The organism is Cellulomonas sp. ICMP 17802 (assembly GCF_041295535.1).
Taxonomy (GTDB): domain Bacteria; phylum Actinomycetota; class Actinomycetes; order Actinomycetales; family Cellulomonadaceae; genus Cellulomonas.
Genome location: NZ_JBGFQZ010000020.1, coordinates 1 through 13,691, shown reverse-complemented (window position 1 = coordinate 13,691; position 13,691 = coordinate 1). Strand labels below are relative to the sequence as shown.

Genomic DNA, 13,691 nt, shown 5'->3' with positions numbered 1-13,691 from the left:
CGACCCATGAAGTTCACCGACGGCTACTGGCAGCTCCTCCCCGGCGTCCAGGTGCTGCGCCCGCGCAGCGTCGCCGACGTCGTGGTGGGCGAGGACACGCTCACGGTCTACAGCGCGACGGTCCCGCTGACGTCGCGGGGCGACACCCTCAACCGCCCGCTCGTCACCGTGACGTTCTCGTCGCCCATGGACGACGTGATCGGCGTCCGCATCGAGCACCACGTGGGCGGCGTGGACCGCGGCCCGGCGTTCGACGTCGCGCGGTCGGCGGCGGACGTCAAGGTCGTCGCCGACGGCCCGGTGGCCTCGTTGCGGTCCGGCGGGCTCACGGCCCGGGTGGCCACGACGGGGGAGTGGGGCGTCGAGTTCGAGGCGGACGGGCGGGTGCTCACCTCGTCGACGGCGCGCAGCGTCGGAGTCGTCACGGACGCGCGCGGCGACTCCTACGTTCACGAGCAGCTGTCGCTGGGCGTCCGGGAGCACGTCTACGGGCTCGGCGAGCGGTTCGGCGCCTTCGTCAAGAACGGCCAGTCGGTCGACGTCTGGAACGAGGACGGCGGCACCGCCAGCGAGCAGGCGTACAAGAACGTGCCGTTCTACCTGTCCGACGCGGGCTACGGCGTCTTCGTCGACCACCCCGGACGGGTCTCGTTCGAGGTCGGCTCCGAGGCGGTCTCGCGCACGCAGTTCTCCGTCCCGGGCGAGAGCCTGCAGTACTACGTCATCCACGGGCCGACGCCCAAGCACGTCCTGCGTCGATACACCGCGCTGACCGGCCGCCCCGCGCGCGTGCCGGCCTGGTCCTACGGGCTGTGGCTGTCGACGTCGTTCACCACGCAGTACGACGAGACCACCGTGATGTCGTTCGTCGACGGCATGGCCGAGCGCGGGCTGCCGCTGAGCGTCTTCCACTTCGACTGCTTCTGGATGCGCGCGTTCCACTGGACCGACTTCACGTGGGACCCGGCGACGTTCCCCGACCCCGAGGGCCTGCTGGAGCGGCTGCACGCCAAGGGCCTCAAGGTCTGCGTCTGGATCAACCCGTACATCGCCCAGCGCTCGGTCCTGTTCGAGGAGGGGCGCGCGGGCGGCTTCCTGGTGACGCGGGCCGACGGCTCGGTCTGGCAGACCGACCAGTGGCAGGCCGGCATGGCGCTGGTCGACTTCACCAACCCCGAGGCAGTCGCCTGGTACCAGGGACACCTGCGGCGGCTGCTGGGCCAGGGCGTCGACGCGTTCAAGACGGACTTCGGCGAGCGGATCCCCACCGACGTCGTCTGGCACGACGGCTCGGACCCCGAGCGCATGCACAACCACTACACGCACCAGTACAACCGCGCGGTCTTCGAGCTGCTCGAGGCCGAGCGCGGCCAGGGCGAGGCCGTGCTGTTCGCCCGCTCCGCGACCGCCGGCGGCCAGCAGTTCCCGGTGCACTGGGGCGGCGACTGCGAGTCGACGTTCGTGTCGATGGCCGAGTCGCTGCGCGGGGGCCTGTCGCTCTCGTCGTCGGGCTTCGGCTACTGGAGCCACGACATCGGCGGGTTCGAGGGCACCCCCGACGCCGCCGTGTTCAAGCGGTGGCTGCCGTTCGGGCTGCTCTCCTCCCACAGCCGGCTGCACGGCTCGGACTCGTACCGGGTGCCGTGGGCGTTCGACGACGAGGCCGTGGACGTCACGCGCACGTTCACCGAGCTCAAGCTCGCTCTCATGCCGTACCTCGGGCGGCTCGGGCTCGACGCCCACGAGCAGGGCCTGCCGGTCATGCGCCCGATGGTGCTCGAGTTCCCCGACGACCCCGGCGCGGCCACCGTCGACACCCAGTACATGCTGGGCGAGAACGTGCTGGTGGCGCCCGTGTTCTCCGCCGACGGGCACGTCGACGTCTACGTGCCCGAAGGCACATGGACCTCGCTGCTCGACGGCGGACAGGTCACCGGCCCGCGCTGGGTGCGCGAGCAGCACGGCTTCTCGTCGCTGCCCGTGTACGTCCGGCCGGACGCGGTCCTGCCGGTCGGCGCGCGCACCGACCGGCCGGACTACGACTGGGCCGACGGCGTCACGCTGCGCCTGTTCGAGCCGGCCGACGGGCACCGGTCCGTGGTGCTCGTCCCGGCGCAGGACGGCGGCGAGCCGGCCACGTTCGTGGTCGAGCGCGACGGCGGCACGGTGCGGGTCGCGGCGCGCGGCGCGACGGGTCCCTGGCACGTGCAGATCGGCCTCGACGGACCCGCCGTGAGCGCGGGCGCCGGGCAGGACGCGGTCGAGCTCGCGCTCTGACGGCTCCCGCCGCCCCGGGCAACCGGGGTGGCGGGAGCGTTCCCACGATGTGTATCGTATCGTTTCGACATGGGGGCGGCCCGTGGTCCACCGGCGCAGGAGCCGGTCGAGCGCCGCGGCCCGCCACCCCGCAGACCTGCAGCCGCCCGGACCAGTCCGCTCGACCGAAGGACCCCCACCATGACGATCACGCGCCCCTCCGGACGCCAGTTCCCCGCCGACTTCCTCTGGGGATCGGCCACCGCGTCGTACCAGATCGAGGGTGCGGTCGACGAGGACGGGCGTCTGCCGTCCATCTGGGACACGTTCTCCCGCACGCCCGGCAAGGTGCTCGACGGCGACACGGGCGACGTCGCGGCCGACCACTACCACCGCGTGGCCGAGGACGTCGCGATCATGCAGGACCTCGGCCTGCAGGCCTACCGGTTCTCGATCGCGTGGCCCCGCGTCCAGCCCACCGGCTCGGGCGAGTTCAACCAGGCCGGCCTCGACTTCTACGTCGACCTGGCCGACCGCCTCATCGCCGCCGGCATCAAGCCCGTCGCCACGCTGTACCACTGGGACCTCCCGCAGGCGCTCGAGGACGAGGGCGGCTGGGCCAACCGCCAGACCGCCATCGCCTTCGAGGCGTACGCGCGCAAGCTCGCCGAGGTGCTGGGCGACCGCATCCACCTGTGGACCACGCTGAACGAGCCGTGGTGCTCCGCGTTCCTCGGGTACGGCTCGGGCGTGCATGCCCCTGGCGTGACCGACGACGCGAAGGCGCTGGCGGCCGTGCACCACCTCAACCTCGCGCACGGCCTGGCCGGCCGCGCCATCAAGGACGTGCTGGGCCAGGACACGCCGGTCTCGGTGACCCTCAACCTGCACGTCACGCGCGCCGCGACCGACGCGCCCGAGGACGTCGAGGCCAAGCGGCGCATCGACACCATCGCCAACGAGGTGTTCCTGCGCCCGATGCTCGACGGCGAGTACCCCAAGGAGGTCTTCGCCGACACCGAGCACATCAGCGACTGGTCGTTCGTCCTCGACGGCGACCTCGACCTCATCCAGGTCCCGCTCGCGCTCCTCGGCGTCAACTACTACTCCACGGGCCGCGTCCAGCACGGCACGCCGCCCGACGGCGACGGCACCCCGGGCCCGGACGGCCACCGCTCGTCGGTGCACAGCCCCTGGATCGGCGCGACGAACGTCGAGTTCCTCCCGCAGCCCGGCCCGCACACGGCGATGGGCTGGAACATCGAGCCGCAGGGGCTCGTCGACCTGCTGCTCGAGATCCACGACCGCTACCCGGGCGTGCCCATGGCCATCACCGAGAACGGCGCCGCGTTCTACGACGAGGTCAGCGCCGACGGCCGGGTGCACGACGCCGACCGCGTCGCCTACCTCCACGACCACATCGACGCCGTCGGCGAGGCCATCGAGCGCGGCGCTGACGTGCGCGGCTACTTCGTCTGGTCGCTGATGGACAACTTCGAGTGGGCCTACGGCTACGACCGCCGCTTCGGCGTGGTCCGCGTCGACTACGACACCCTCGAGCGCACCGTCAAGGACTCGGGCCTCTGGTACCGGGAGCTCCTGCGCACCAGCACGATCCCGACCCCGGAGTCGGCCGCCCTCTGACCCCACCGACGGCCGAGCCCCCGCCCGGGAGCTCGGCCGTCGCCATCTCTCCATCCCGCAACGTCCGAGCACCTGGCTGCCACAGCCCTCATGTGCTCGGACGTTGCGCACCTCTGACAGCAACGTCCGAGCACCTGGCTGCCATAGCCCTCATGTGCTCGGACGTCCCGCACCTCTCCCCACGACGTCCGCACATTCGGTCGCCCGGGCGCTCGATCACGCGGATGTCCCCCGGCCCGGGCGGTAGCGTCCGCACATCTGCTCGCCCGGGCGCTCGATCGTGCGGACGTCGGCGGTGCGTGGGGGAGGATGGCGGAGTGGGACGACGATCGACGAAGCGGCCGTACGGCGCCGAGCACGTCGAGCTCGACCTCGACCGGGCCACGGGCAGCCGCCGCTCCGAGTCCGCGCCGGACGGCGAGTGGGTGGTCCAGCACGTCCGCGGCTCCGACCGCGGGTACCGCTGCCCGGGCTGCGACCAGGTGGTCACCCCCGGCACGGCCCACGTCGTCGCGTGGCGCACCGACGGCCTCTTCGGCGAGGCCCTCGACGACCGGCGCCACTGGCACAGCTCCTGCTGGCAGGCCCGCGCGCGCCGCGGCCCGACGCGCCGATGATCCGCGCTCCCCGGCTCCTGGCCACCGACCTCGACGGCACGCTCCTGCGCCCGGACGGCTCGGTGTCCGAGCGCACGGCGAAGGCCCTGGTCCGAGCCGCCGACGCCGGTGTCGAGGTGGTGTTCGTGACGGCCCGGCCGCCGCGGTGGCTGCGTCACCTGGCGCCGCACGTGGCCGGCCACGGCGTCGCCATCTGCGCCAACGGCGCCGCGGTGCTCGACGTGGGCAGCGGACGGGTGCTCGCGGAGCGGGGGATGCCGCCCGACCTCGTCGCGCGGATCGCCGATCGGATCAGGGCGGCCTGGGGCGGTCCCGAGGCGGTGCACCTCGCCGCGGAGAGCGTCGACGGCTTCGCGCACGAGACCCGGTTCCTCTCGACGCACCACGTGCCGCCGGGCAGCCCGACGGCCGACCGCATCGAGGACGTGCTCGGCCCGTCGACCTTCAAGCTGCTGGTCCGCAGCACGCGCCCGATCACGGACGCGTTCGCCGCCGAGCTCGCGGCCGTCGTCGGCGACCTCGGGATCGTGGCCGACTCGGGCGCGTCCGGCCTGGGCGAGATCTCCGGGCCGGGCATCACCAAGGCGGCGACGCTCGCCGACTGGTCGGCCGCCCGCGGCATCGACGCGGCGGACGTGTGGGCCGTCGGCGACGCCCCCAACGACCTGTCGATGCTGGGCTGGGCGGGCACGTCCTTCGCGGTGGCCAACGCGCACCCGGCGGTCCTCGCGGCCGCGGCGCGCCGGTGCGCGTCGAACGCGGACGACGGCGTGGCCGACGTCCTGGACCTCGCGGGTGCGCTGGCCGAAGGCGTCCTAGGCTCGTCCCGATGACCACGCCCACGACCGATCCCGGCCTCATCCGCTCGCTCACGGTCCTGCCCGCCGTCCGCCAGGACGTCGAGCTGCACACGGCCGACGGCCTGACGCTCGTCGGCGAGCTGGCGGTGCCGGTCGACCGCCCGCCCGCCGCGACCCTGGTGACGCTCCACCCGCTGCCGACGCACGGCGGGTACATGGACTCGCACGTCTACCGCAAGGCCGCGTGGCGGCTGCCGGCGCTCGCGGACCTCGCGGTCCTGCGCTTCAACACGCGCGGCACGGCCAGCCCCCGCGGCACCAGCGGCGGCACCTTCGACGCGGGTGTCGCCGAGCGGTTCGACGTGCACGCCGCGATCGAGTTCGCCGAGTTCCACGACCTGCCGAGGCGCTGGCTGGTCGGCTGGTCCTTCGGCACGGAGCTGGTGCTCATGCACGGTCGCGATCCGTCGATCGAGGGCGCGATCCTCCTGTCTCCGCCGCTGCACCGCGCCACGGACGCGGACCTCGACGCGTGGGCGCAGTTCGGCAAGCCGCTGGTGGTGCTGGTCCCGGAGCTCGACGACTACCTGCGCCCCGAGGAAGCCCGCCGGCGGTTCGCGCGTGTCTCGCAGGCCGAGGTCATCGGCGTCGACGGCGCCAAGCACCTGTGGGTGGGCGAGACCGCGGTCCGTCGGGTGCTCGACGAGATCGTCGCGCACGTGCTCCCCGGTCACGAGGTCCCGCTGCCCACCCACTGGGCGGGTCCCAGCAGCACGGCGGAGGACGACGCATGAGCCTGCACACCTACCGCGAGGGCGACGACACGCTGCCGCTCGTCCTGCTGCACGGCTTCCCCCTCGACCACCGGATGTGGGACGGCGTCGCGGCGGCCCTCCCGCCCGGTCGCGCGGTGCATGCGATCGACCTGCCGGGGACCCCCGGCCGCGCGAGGGACCTGCCCGAGCCGGCGCTCGAGGCGTCCGCCGACGACGTCGCGTCGACCCTGCGCGCGGCCGGCATCGAGCGCGCGGTGGTCGCCGGCCTCTCGATGGGCGGCTACGTCGCGCTCGCGCTGGTCGAGCGGCACCCGGACCTCGTCGCGGGCCTCGCCCTGGTGGACACCAAGTCGACCGCGGACGCGCCCGACGCGCGCGCGAACCGCCTGCGGATCGCCGCGGAGGCGGAGGCCACGGGCTCGGTCGACCCCGTGCGGCCGATGGCCACGTCGCTGCTCGGGGAGACCACCCGGGCCGCCCGGCCCGAGGTCGCCGACGAGGTCGCCGCCTGGATCGACCAGCAGGAGCCCACCGGCATCGCGTGGTCGCAGCGCGCGATGGCCGCCCGGCCCGACCGCTCGGAGGTCCTCCGCGGCTTCGCGGGCCCGGTGGTCGCGGTGGTGGGCGACGAGGACACGGTCACCCCGCTCGAGGCCGCGGAGCACCTGGTCGCGACGGCCGCCGACGCGCGCCTGGTGGTGATCCCCGGGGCGGGACACCTGTCCGCCGTCGAGCAGCCCGCCGCGGTGGCCGCAGCCCTCGCCGAGCTGGCCCAGGCCGCCGACCCCGCGTAGGGACCTATCGCCCCAGCACGCGCCGCAGGGCCTCGGACATGTCGAGCGACTCGCCGTCCTTGCCGCCCGCGCCGATCACCAGCGGGGGAGCGGACGGCTCGGGGGTCACCCCGCGGAAGCGCGCGGCCAGGCTGGGCGGCGTCGTGAGCACGTAGAACTTGCCGGTGGTGTCGATGGCCACCGTCTCGTCGCGCCGCAGGTACCAGCCCGTCAGCGGCGTGCGGTACCGCGCCCGGCCGTCGTAGCTGCGCGCGGACAGCTCGACCGGCTGCGGGCCCAGGCGAGCCACCCGGATCAGGAACGCGTCGATCAGCTCCTGCGCCCGGGCGGACTCCGCCCGCTGGCGCTCGGCCAGCAGCTCGCCGTGCGCCGCGGCCGCCGCGCGGCGCTCCTCGCGCCAGCGGGCGGTCGCGTCGGACGCGGTCTGATCGGTCACGGGTGCCCTCCGACGTGCCCGTCAGCGGGTCGGCGCGGCTGCGTCGTCCTTCTCGGCGGGCTGCTCGTCCTGGGCATCGGCAGCGGCGGGCTCGTCCTTGACGTCGCCGCTCTCGACGGCGTCGCCGCCCCCGACGACCTCGCTGCTCTCGACGACCTCGGTGCTCTCGGTGGCGCCGCTGGTCTCGACGGCGTCCTCGGCCGTCGCCTTGCCGGACTCGTCGGTCGACGGGGCCGACCCGTCGGCGGCGGGTGCCTCCGCGACCACCGGCACAGCCGCCGACACGGGGGCCGGGCGCGACTTGGTGGGCCGCGACGCGGGACGCGCCGGCTTCCCGGCGGGCGCCGCCGGAGCGTCGCCGCCGCTCTTGTCGCCGCCGCTCTTGGCCGCCGCCGGAGCCGACTTCTGCTCCTTCTCGAACGCCTGCTCCGCCCGTGTCGCCCGCTCGAGCGTGGCGCGGTCGGGGTTGTGCCCGAGCAGGTTGCGCAGCTCGTCGAGGTAGGACGTGATCGACTCGCGCTGGCGGTTGAGGTCCTCGACCTGGCGCGTGGCGGACGTGCGCTCGCGCTCCGACTCGATCATCGCGTCGGAGATCTGCTTCTCGGCGTGCTCGCGGGCCTCGGCCACCACGCGGTCGGCATTCTTGCGCGCGTTGGAGATGAGCTCCTTGGCGTGCTGCTCGGCGTCGGTGCGCACCTTGTCGGCCTGCGCCAGCGCCTTGGCCACCCGCTGCTCGGCCTCGGCGGCGTGCGCCTCGGCGTCGCGCACCAGGTGCTCGGTCTCGGACCGTGCCCGCTCGTGGCGCTCGGCGTCGTCGCGCTCGGCCGCCTCGCGGCGCGAGGCGATGGTCAGCTCGGCGTCGGCCAGCTGCTGCTCCGCGGAGCGGACCATCTCGTCGGCGTGGGCCTTGGCCGCGGCCGTGAGCTCGGCGGCGGAACGTCGGGCGTCGGTGAGCGCCCGCTCCACCTCGAGGCGGGTGCGCTCGCGCAGCTCCGCGGTCTCGCGGTCGGCGGCGGACCGCAGCTCGCCGGTCTCCCGGGCGGTGACCTCCTGCAGCTCCGCGGCCTCGCGCGTGGTCAGGTCCCGCAGGTGGGTGGTCTCGGTGACGGTCCGCTCGCGCAGCTCGCCGGTCTCCCGCTCGGCCTGCGCGCGCAGGTCGGTGGCGTACCGGTCGGCGTCGCCACGCAGCGCGACGACCGCCTGGTCGGCCTCGGCCCGCTGCGCGGTGAGCTCGTCGGACGTCTTCGACCGCAGCTCGCCGGTCTCGCGCTCGGCCTGCGCGCGGACGAACGCCGCGTACTGCTCGGCCTCGACGCGCAGGGCCGCGACCTCGGCCGCGACGCGCTGCTGCAGCGCGGCGGCGTCCCGCTCGGCTGCCGCGCGCACGCCGTCGGCGTACTCCTGGGTCTGCACCCGCAGCGACGTGACCTCCTCGGCGGCCTGCTGGCGGGCGGCACCCACCTCGGCGGCGGCGTCGCTGCGCTGCTGGGCCACGTACCGGTCGACCTCGACGCGCGCCGCGGCGAGCTCGCCCTCGACCCGCTGGCGCAGCTCCGTGGTGTCGGCGTCGGCGCTCTGGCGCAGGTCGAGCGCGTACCGCTCGGCCTCCTCGCGCTGGGCGGTCGTCTCGATCTCTGCGCGCGACCGCAGCTCGCTCGCGGTCCGCTCCGTCGCGATGCGCAGCTGCGTGGCCTCGTGCTCGACGCTGGCGCGCAGCGTGCCCAGCTCGCGCTCGAGCGAGCTGCGCCGCTCGCTCTCCTCGGTCGTGATCGCGCTCTGGATGCGGGCGGCCTCGCGCTCGGCGGACCCGACCAGCTCCTCGGCGCGGCGCTGGGCGGCCAGGAGCGTGCTCTCGGCCTCGGCGGCGGCCGTGGTCTTGACCTCGTCGGCCTCGCGACGGGCCGTGGCGACGACCTCGGCGACCTCGTTCTCGGCGCGGGCGCGCAGCTGGCCGGACGCGAGCTTGGCGCGGGCGAGTGCGTCGGCGGCCTGGGCGTTCGCCTGGGTGACGACGTCCGACGACTGCTCCTCGGCCGACCGCAGCAGCTGCTCGATCCGCGAGCCCAGCCCGGAGTAGGTGGGCCGCTCGGCCTCACGCAGCTGGCGGTGCGCCTCGGAGAGCTCGCCGGCCACCTGCATGGCGCGGCCGTCGAGGGCCTCGACCTGGGCGCGGGCGTCCGCGAGGGCCTTCTCGAGCCCGGTGATTCGGGCGTCGACGGCTTCGCGTTCGTATCCGCGGAAGTTGACGACGGGGAAGGGGGTCCGGGCGTCGGGCACGAGCAGTCCTCCTGGGCACGGTGGCTCCGCGCGGAGCAGCCTCGGTCGAGGCGCTCGTCGACTTCCGGAGCCCGCCGGTCAGGATACGCGTGTTCACGGCGCCGCGGACGGCGTCGGCCCGGCCACGCACATCGACGCCCATCCGTCCACTCGGTCCCGGTTCGGCCGGGACGTGAGGCTCTGCCTATCCTGGGGGTTTCTCGTCCCTGGAGGATCCTGCGTGCTCAAGCGACTGATCATCGCCGCCGTCGGCGTCGTCGGACTGGTCGTCATCGGTCTCGGCATCGCCTCCGCGACGGTGTGGCGTGCTGACGACGTCCTCGTCGCGACGACGTCCGGCGGCCCCCACACGCTCGTCACCGAGCCCGGCGTCCTCGAGCTCGGCGGCGACCCCGTCACGGTGAAGGTGAGCGTGCCCGACGGCGGGAACGTCGTGCTCGCGGTCGGCCGGGACACGGACGTCGCCGGCTGGGTGGGCACCGACGCGCACGGCACCGTCACCGGCCTGTCCGGCTGGCACACGCTGGCGGTCAAGGACGTGGCGGCCCCCGCACCGACCGCCGCACCCTCGGACGCCGCGACCGCACCTGCTGCCGACGCCGCCACCCCGGCGCCGTCGGACTCCGCGGCCGCCGCACCCGCCACGGCGGCCGACCCGACGGGCTCCGACCTCTGGGTCGTCGAGAAGACCGGGAAGGGGTCCGCGACGCTCGAGTGGCCCGCGCAGGAGGGCCGCTGGAGCCTCCTCGCGGTGAGCACGGGCGAGTCCGCCCCGACGCTCTCGCTCGCCTGGCCCCGCGTGGTCACCACCCCGTGGCTCTGGCCGTGCGTGGTCGTGGGCGTCCTGCTGCTGCTCCTGGCCGGCTGGCTGCTCCTGCGCGACGTCCGCCGTCGTCGCGCGGGTCTCGACGAGCCCGTCTGGCACCCCGTGACCACCGGCGCCATCCCCGCGGTCGACAGCGTGACCGTCGGCGCGGTCGACGACGTCCCGGTCCTCACCCGCCGCCAGCTGCGCGAGGCCGCACAGGCTCGGGCGGCGAGGCCGCGCACCGGCTCGGTCCCGCGGGTCGCGGCCCCGGCTCCCGACGAGACGGCCGCGGCACCGGTGCCCGCCGCCTCCGGCGCGCCGTCCGCGGTCCCGACGACCCGGCGCGCCCTGCGGCCGCCCACGGGCTCCATGCCGACCGTGGCGAGTCCGCCGACGACGCCGGACGGGCCCGCCGCGCCGACGGCACCGACCACCACCGGGCGGCCGGTCGCCGCGTCCGGCTGGGCACCGACCCCGTCGACCGCACAGCCGGACCGCCCGTCTGCCCAGCCTGCGCCCACCGCCTCGCAGGCCGGACCTGCGGCGACCGACCCGGCACAACCCGCGGTCAACCCGGCGGCCCCGACCCATCCCGGCGCGACCCCGCACGGCCGCCCGTCCTGGGCCCACGCGCCGACGGCCCCGTCGCCCGCCCCGACGGCCCCCGCACCGGACCCCCGCGGACCGACAGGATGGTCCGCCGTCCCGCCACCGCCCGGTGCGCGCCTGCGGCCGGGTTCGCCGGCGGGGCCCGACGCCGAGCCGGTGCACGCCGGCCGACCGACCTGGGTGCGGACCGCGGCCGAGCACCCGACCCCCGCCGACGAGAACGCCGCGGGCGGCTCGCGTGCCGACGCCTGGCGCCGCGCCTGGGGCCTGCCGCCGACCGAGGGTGACACCACGGGAACCGACCCGGAGACCGACGCGACCAAGGAGGAGGGACGATGACGCGCAGCCCCCGCTCCCGCCGGCTTGCCGCCGCGCTCGGCGCCGTGCTCCTCCTCGGGCTCGCCGCGTGCAGCAACCCGCTGCCGCAGCCGGAGCCGGAGGCGGTCCCCGCGGTCGCCCCGGCCGCCACGACGGTCGGGCAGTCCCAGGACGTGCTCACGGACCTCGGCACCGTCCTGACCGCGGGCGACACCGCGCTCGATCCGGCCCAGCTGGCGCCGCGCGTGGACGGTCCGGCCCTGGCCATCCGCAGCGCCGAGTACCTGCGGTCCACCGCGACCGCAGGCGCGAAGCCGCCCACGGCGCTGCCCACGGACGCCCAGGCGCTGATCGTGCCCCAGACGGACGTCTGGCCGCGGACCCAGCTGGTCGTCACCAAGCAGCCCGACGACCTGCAGGCTCCCCGCATCCTGGTCATGCAGCAGGCCGCCCCGCGCGAGCCGTACAAGCTGTGGGGCTGGGGCCGCATGGGCGCGGGCATCCAGATGCCTCCGACGGCCGCCCCCGAGACGGGCAGCCCGGTGGTCGCCCCCGACGCCACGACGCTGAAGGTGACACCGACCGAGGCGCTCCAGCAGTACGCCGACGTCCTGGCCAACGGGGACGCGTCCACGTTCGCCGCGACGTTCGCCCCGGACACGTTCCGGACGAGCATCGAGGCGGCCCGCGCGGCGACGGCCGCCGGCGTGCAGGCGGCAGGCAGCGCCAGCGAGACCTACACCCCGGACCCGGCGTCCGTGGTCGCCCTGGGGACTGTCGACGGCGGCGCGATCGTCGTCGGGCAGCTCGCCACGGTCTCGACCGTGACGCTGACGGTCGCAGGTGGGACGATCCCGATCTCCGACCCCTTCTACGCGGCGCTCACCGGCAAGACCAGCGCCGGCAGCAACTTCGTCCGCAACTTCACGGACGTGCTCGTCATGTACGTGCCGCCCAAGGACAGCACCGCACCCGTGCAGCTGCTCGCGGCTGAGCACGCCGTCACGTCGGCGACGGCCGAGTGACACCGCAGGACCGCACCACCCCCTGACCCGACCGACGCAGGCCCCGAAGGATGATCGACGCATGTCCCAGCCCACCGGACCACGCCCCCGCCTCGACGTCCGCGGCGCCGTCGACCTCTCGACGCTGAACCGCCCGGCGACGCCCGCCCCGGGCAGCCCCGGTGGGCTGCCGACCCCGGGGACGTACGTGGTCGACGTCGACCAGGACTCGTTCCCGGCGCTCGTCCAGTCCTCCACGGAGTACCCGGTCGTCGTCGTCCTGTGGTCCCCGCGCAGCGAGGCGAGCGCGACGGTCGCGGCCGACCTGGCCTCGCTCGCCGACGAGGACGCCGGCCGCTGGCAGCTCGCCCGCATCGACGCGGAGGCCAACCCGCAGATCACGCAGGCGTTCCAGGCCCAGAGCGTGCCGACCGTCGTCGCCGTCCTGGCCGGGCAGCCGCTGCCGCTGTTCCAGGGCGCCTACCCGCGCGATCAGGTGCGGGCCGTCCTGGACCAGGTGCTCGCCGCGGCCGAGGCCAACGGGATCACGGGCCGCGTGCGCCCGAGCGACGGCTCCGCGCCGGCGCCGCAGGAGGAGCCCGAGCCTGAGCTCCCGCCCCTGCACCAGGCCGCCTACGACGCGATCGAGCGTGACGACCTGCCCGCCGCGACCGCTGCCTACGAGCAGGCGCTCAAGGAGAACCCGCGCGACGCGCTCGCCCGGGCGGGGCTGGCGCAGGTCGGCCTCCTCGACCGGACGCGCGACGCCGACCTCCAGGCTGCTCGCGCCGCGGCAGCCGCCGACCCGTCGGACGTGGACGCGCAGCTGGCGGTCGCGGACCTCGACATCCTCGGCGGCAAGGTCGAGGACGCCTTCGCGCGACTGGTCGACGTGCTGCGGACCACCGCCGGCGCGGACCGTGAGCGCGTCCGCGTGCGGCTGGTCGACCTGTTCGAGGTCATCGGCGGCGAGGACCCCCGCGTCATCGCCGCCCGGCGGGCCATGGCGAGCGCGCTCTACTGAGCGTCGTCGCAGGTCAGCGCCCATCCGGGCGACGTGACCCGCGTCACCGGGCAGGGATTTGCTCTCCGGCCCCGACCCTGCGTAATCTTCTCGACGTCGCCCGGCAGGGAGGAACGGACACCGCGGATCGAACCACGGTGGCTGGTCCCCCGAGCGACACCCCCCGGAACTCCTGACCGGCGATCACATCGTCGGTCACCTGGAGCGTCCGGGCGCGGAACTGAGGTTCCACCCCAGCTGAATCGCCTCTGACGAGGGGGTTTGACGGGGAGGGTCGGCTCCGCTAAGTTAGAACGGTTGCCTCCGGACAGGTTGAAGAGCCTGAATG

Annotated in this window: 11 protein-coding genes; 9 read left to right on the top strand and 2 right to left on the bottom strand. The window is 75.0% G+C overall.

Going from position 1 to position 13,691, the window contains the following annotated elements:
* Positions 1 to 6 precede the first annotated feature (6 nt).
* From yicI to AB5970_RS13950, 6 genes are all read left to right on the top strand, one after another.
* Positions 7 to 2,277, top strand: coding sequence for an alpha-xylosidase (gene yicI / locus AB5970_RS13975; protein WP_370504562.1), 2,271 nt, complete (start codon positions 7 to 9; stop codon positions 2,275 to 2,277).
* Between the two features lie 180 nt (positions 2,278 to 2,457).
* Complete coding sequence (locus tag AB5970_RS13970) at positions 2,458 to 3,900, top strand: GH1 family beta-glucosidase (protein WP_370504561.1); 1,443 nt, start codon at positions 2,458 to 2,460, stop codon at positions 3,898 to 3,900.
* Positions 3,901 to 4,217: 317 nt separating this feature from the next.
* The gene (locus AB5970_RS13965; protein WP_370504560.1) at positions 4,218 to 4,517 is read left to right on the top strand and encodes a hypothetical protein; all 300 of its coding nucleotides are present in this window, start codon (positions 4,218 to 4,220) and stop codon (positions 4,515 to 4,517) included.
* Positions 4,514 to 5,350, top strand: coding sequence for an HAD family hydrolase (locus AB5970_RS13960; protein WP_370504559.1), 837 nt, complete (start codon positions 4,514 to 4,516; stop codon positions 5,348 to 5,350). The genes AB5970_RS13965 and AB5970_RS13960 overlap by 4 nt, the downstream gene beginning before the upstream one ends.
* Complete coding sequence (locus tag AB5970_RS13955; protein ID WP_370504558.1) at positions 5,347 to 6,111, top strand: alpha/beta hydrolase; 765 nt, start codon at positions 5,347 to 5,349, stop codon at positions 6,109 to 6,111. Before AB5970_RS13960 ends, AB5970_RS13955 begins: the two co-directional genes overlap by 4 nt.
* Complete coding sequence (locus AB5970_RS13950) at positions 6,108 to 6,887, top strand: alpha/beta fold hydrolase (protein ID WP_370504557.1); 780 nt, start codon at positions 6,108 to 6,110, stop codon at positions 6,885 to 6,887. The genes AB5970_RS13955 and AB5970_RS13950 overlap by 4 nt, the downstream gene beginning before the upstream one ends.
* A gap of 4 nt (positions 6,888 to 6,891) precedes the next feature.
* Here AB5970_RS13950 and AB5970_RS13945 read toward each other — a convergent pair whose 3' ends face one another.
* Together AB5970_RS13945 and AB5970_RS13940 are read right to left on the bottom strand one after the other, a co-directional pair.
* Positions 6,892 to 7,323, bottom strand: a complete 432-nt coding sequence (locus AB5970_RS13945) for a hypothetical protein (protein ID WP_370504556.1) — start codon at positions 7,321 to 7,323, stop codon at positions 6,892 to 6,894.
* A 21-nt stretch (positions 7,324 to 7,344) separates the two neighbouring features.
* On the bottom strand, positions 7,345 to 9,600 hold the full coding sequence (locus tag AB5970_RS13940; protein ID WP_370504555.1) for a hypothetical protein: 2,256 nt from the start codon (positions 9,598 to 9,600) through the stop codon (positions 7,345 to 7,347).
* 220 nt (positions 9,601 to 9,820) lie between these two features.
* On the opposite strand from AB5970_RS13940, the gene AB5970_RS13935 reads away from it, so the two are divergent.
* The 3 genes from AB5970_RS13935 (at position 9,821) to AB5970_RS13925 (ending at position 13,363) form a co-directional block, all read left to right on the top strand.
* A complete protein-coding gene (locus AB5970_RS13935; protein ID WP_370504554.1) occupies positions 9,821 to 11,356 on the top strand; it encodes a hypothetical protein in 1,536 nt (511 codons plus the stop codon).
* Positions 11,353 to 12,360, top strand: a complete 1,008-nt coding sequence (locus AB5970_RS13930; RefSeq protein ID WP_370504553.1) for a hypothetical protein — start codon at positions 11,353 to 11,355, stop codon at positions 12,358 to 12,360. Before AB5970_RS13935 ends, AB5970_RS13930 begins: the two co-directional genes overlap by 4 nt.
* 61 nt (positions 12,361 to 12,421) lie before the next feature.
* Positions 12,422 to 13,363, top strand: coding sequence for a co-chaperone YbbN (locus tag AB5970_RS13925; RefSeq protein ID WP_370504552.1), 942 nt, complete (start codon positions 12,422 to 12,424; stop codon positions 13,361 to 13,363).
* Positions 13,364 to 13,691 lie beyond the last annotated feature (328 nt).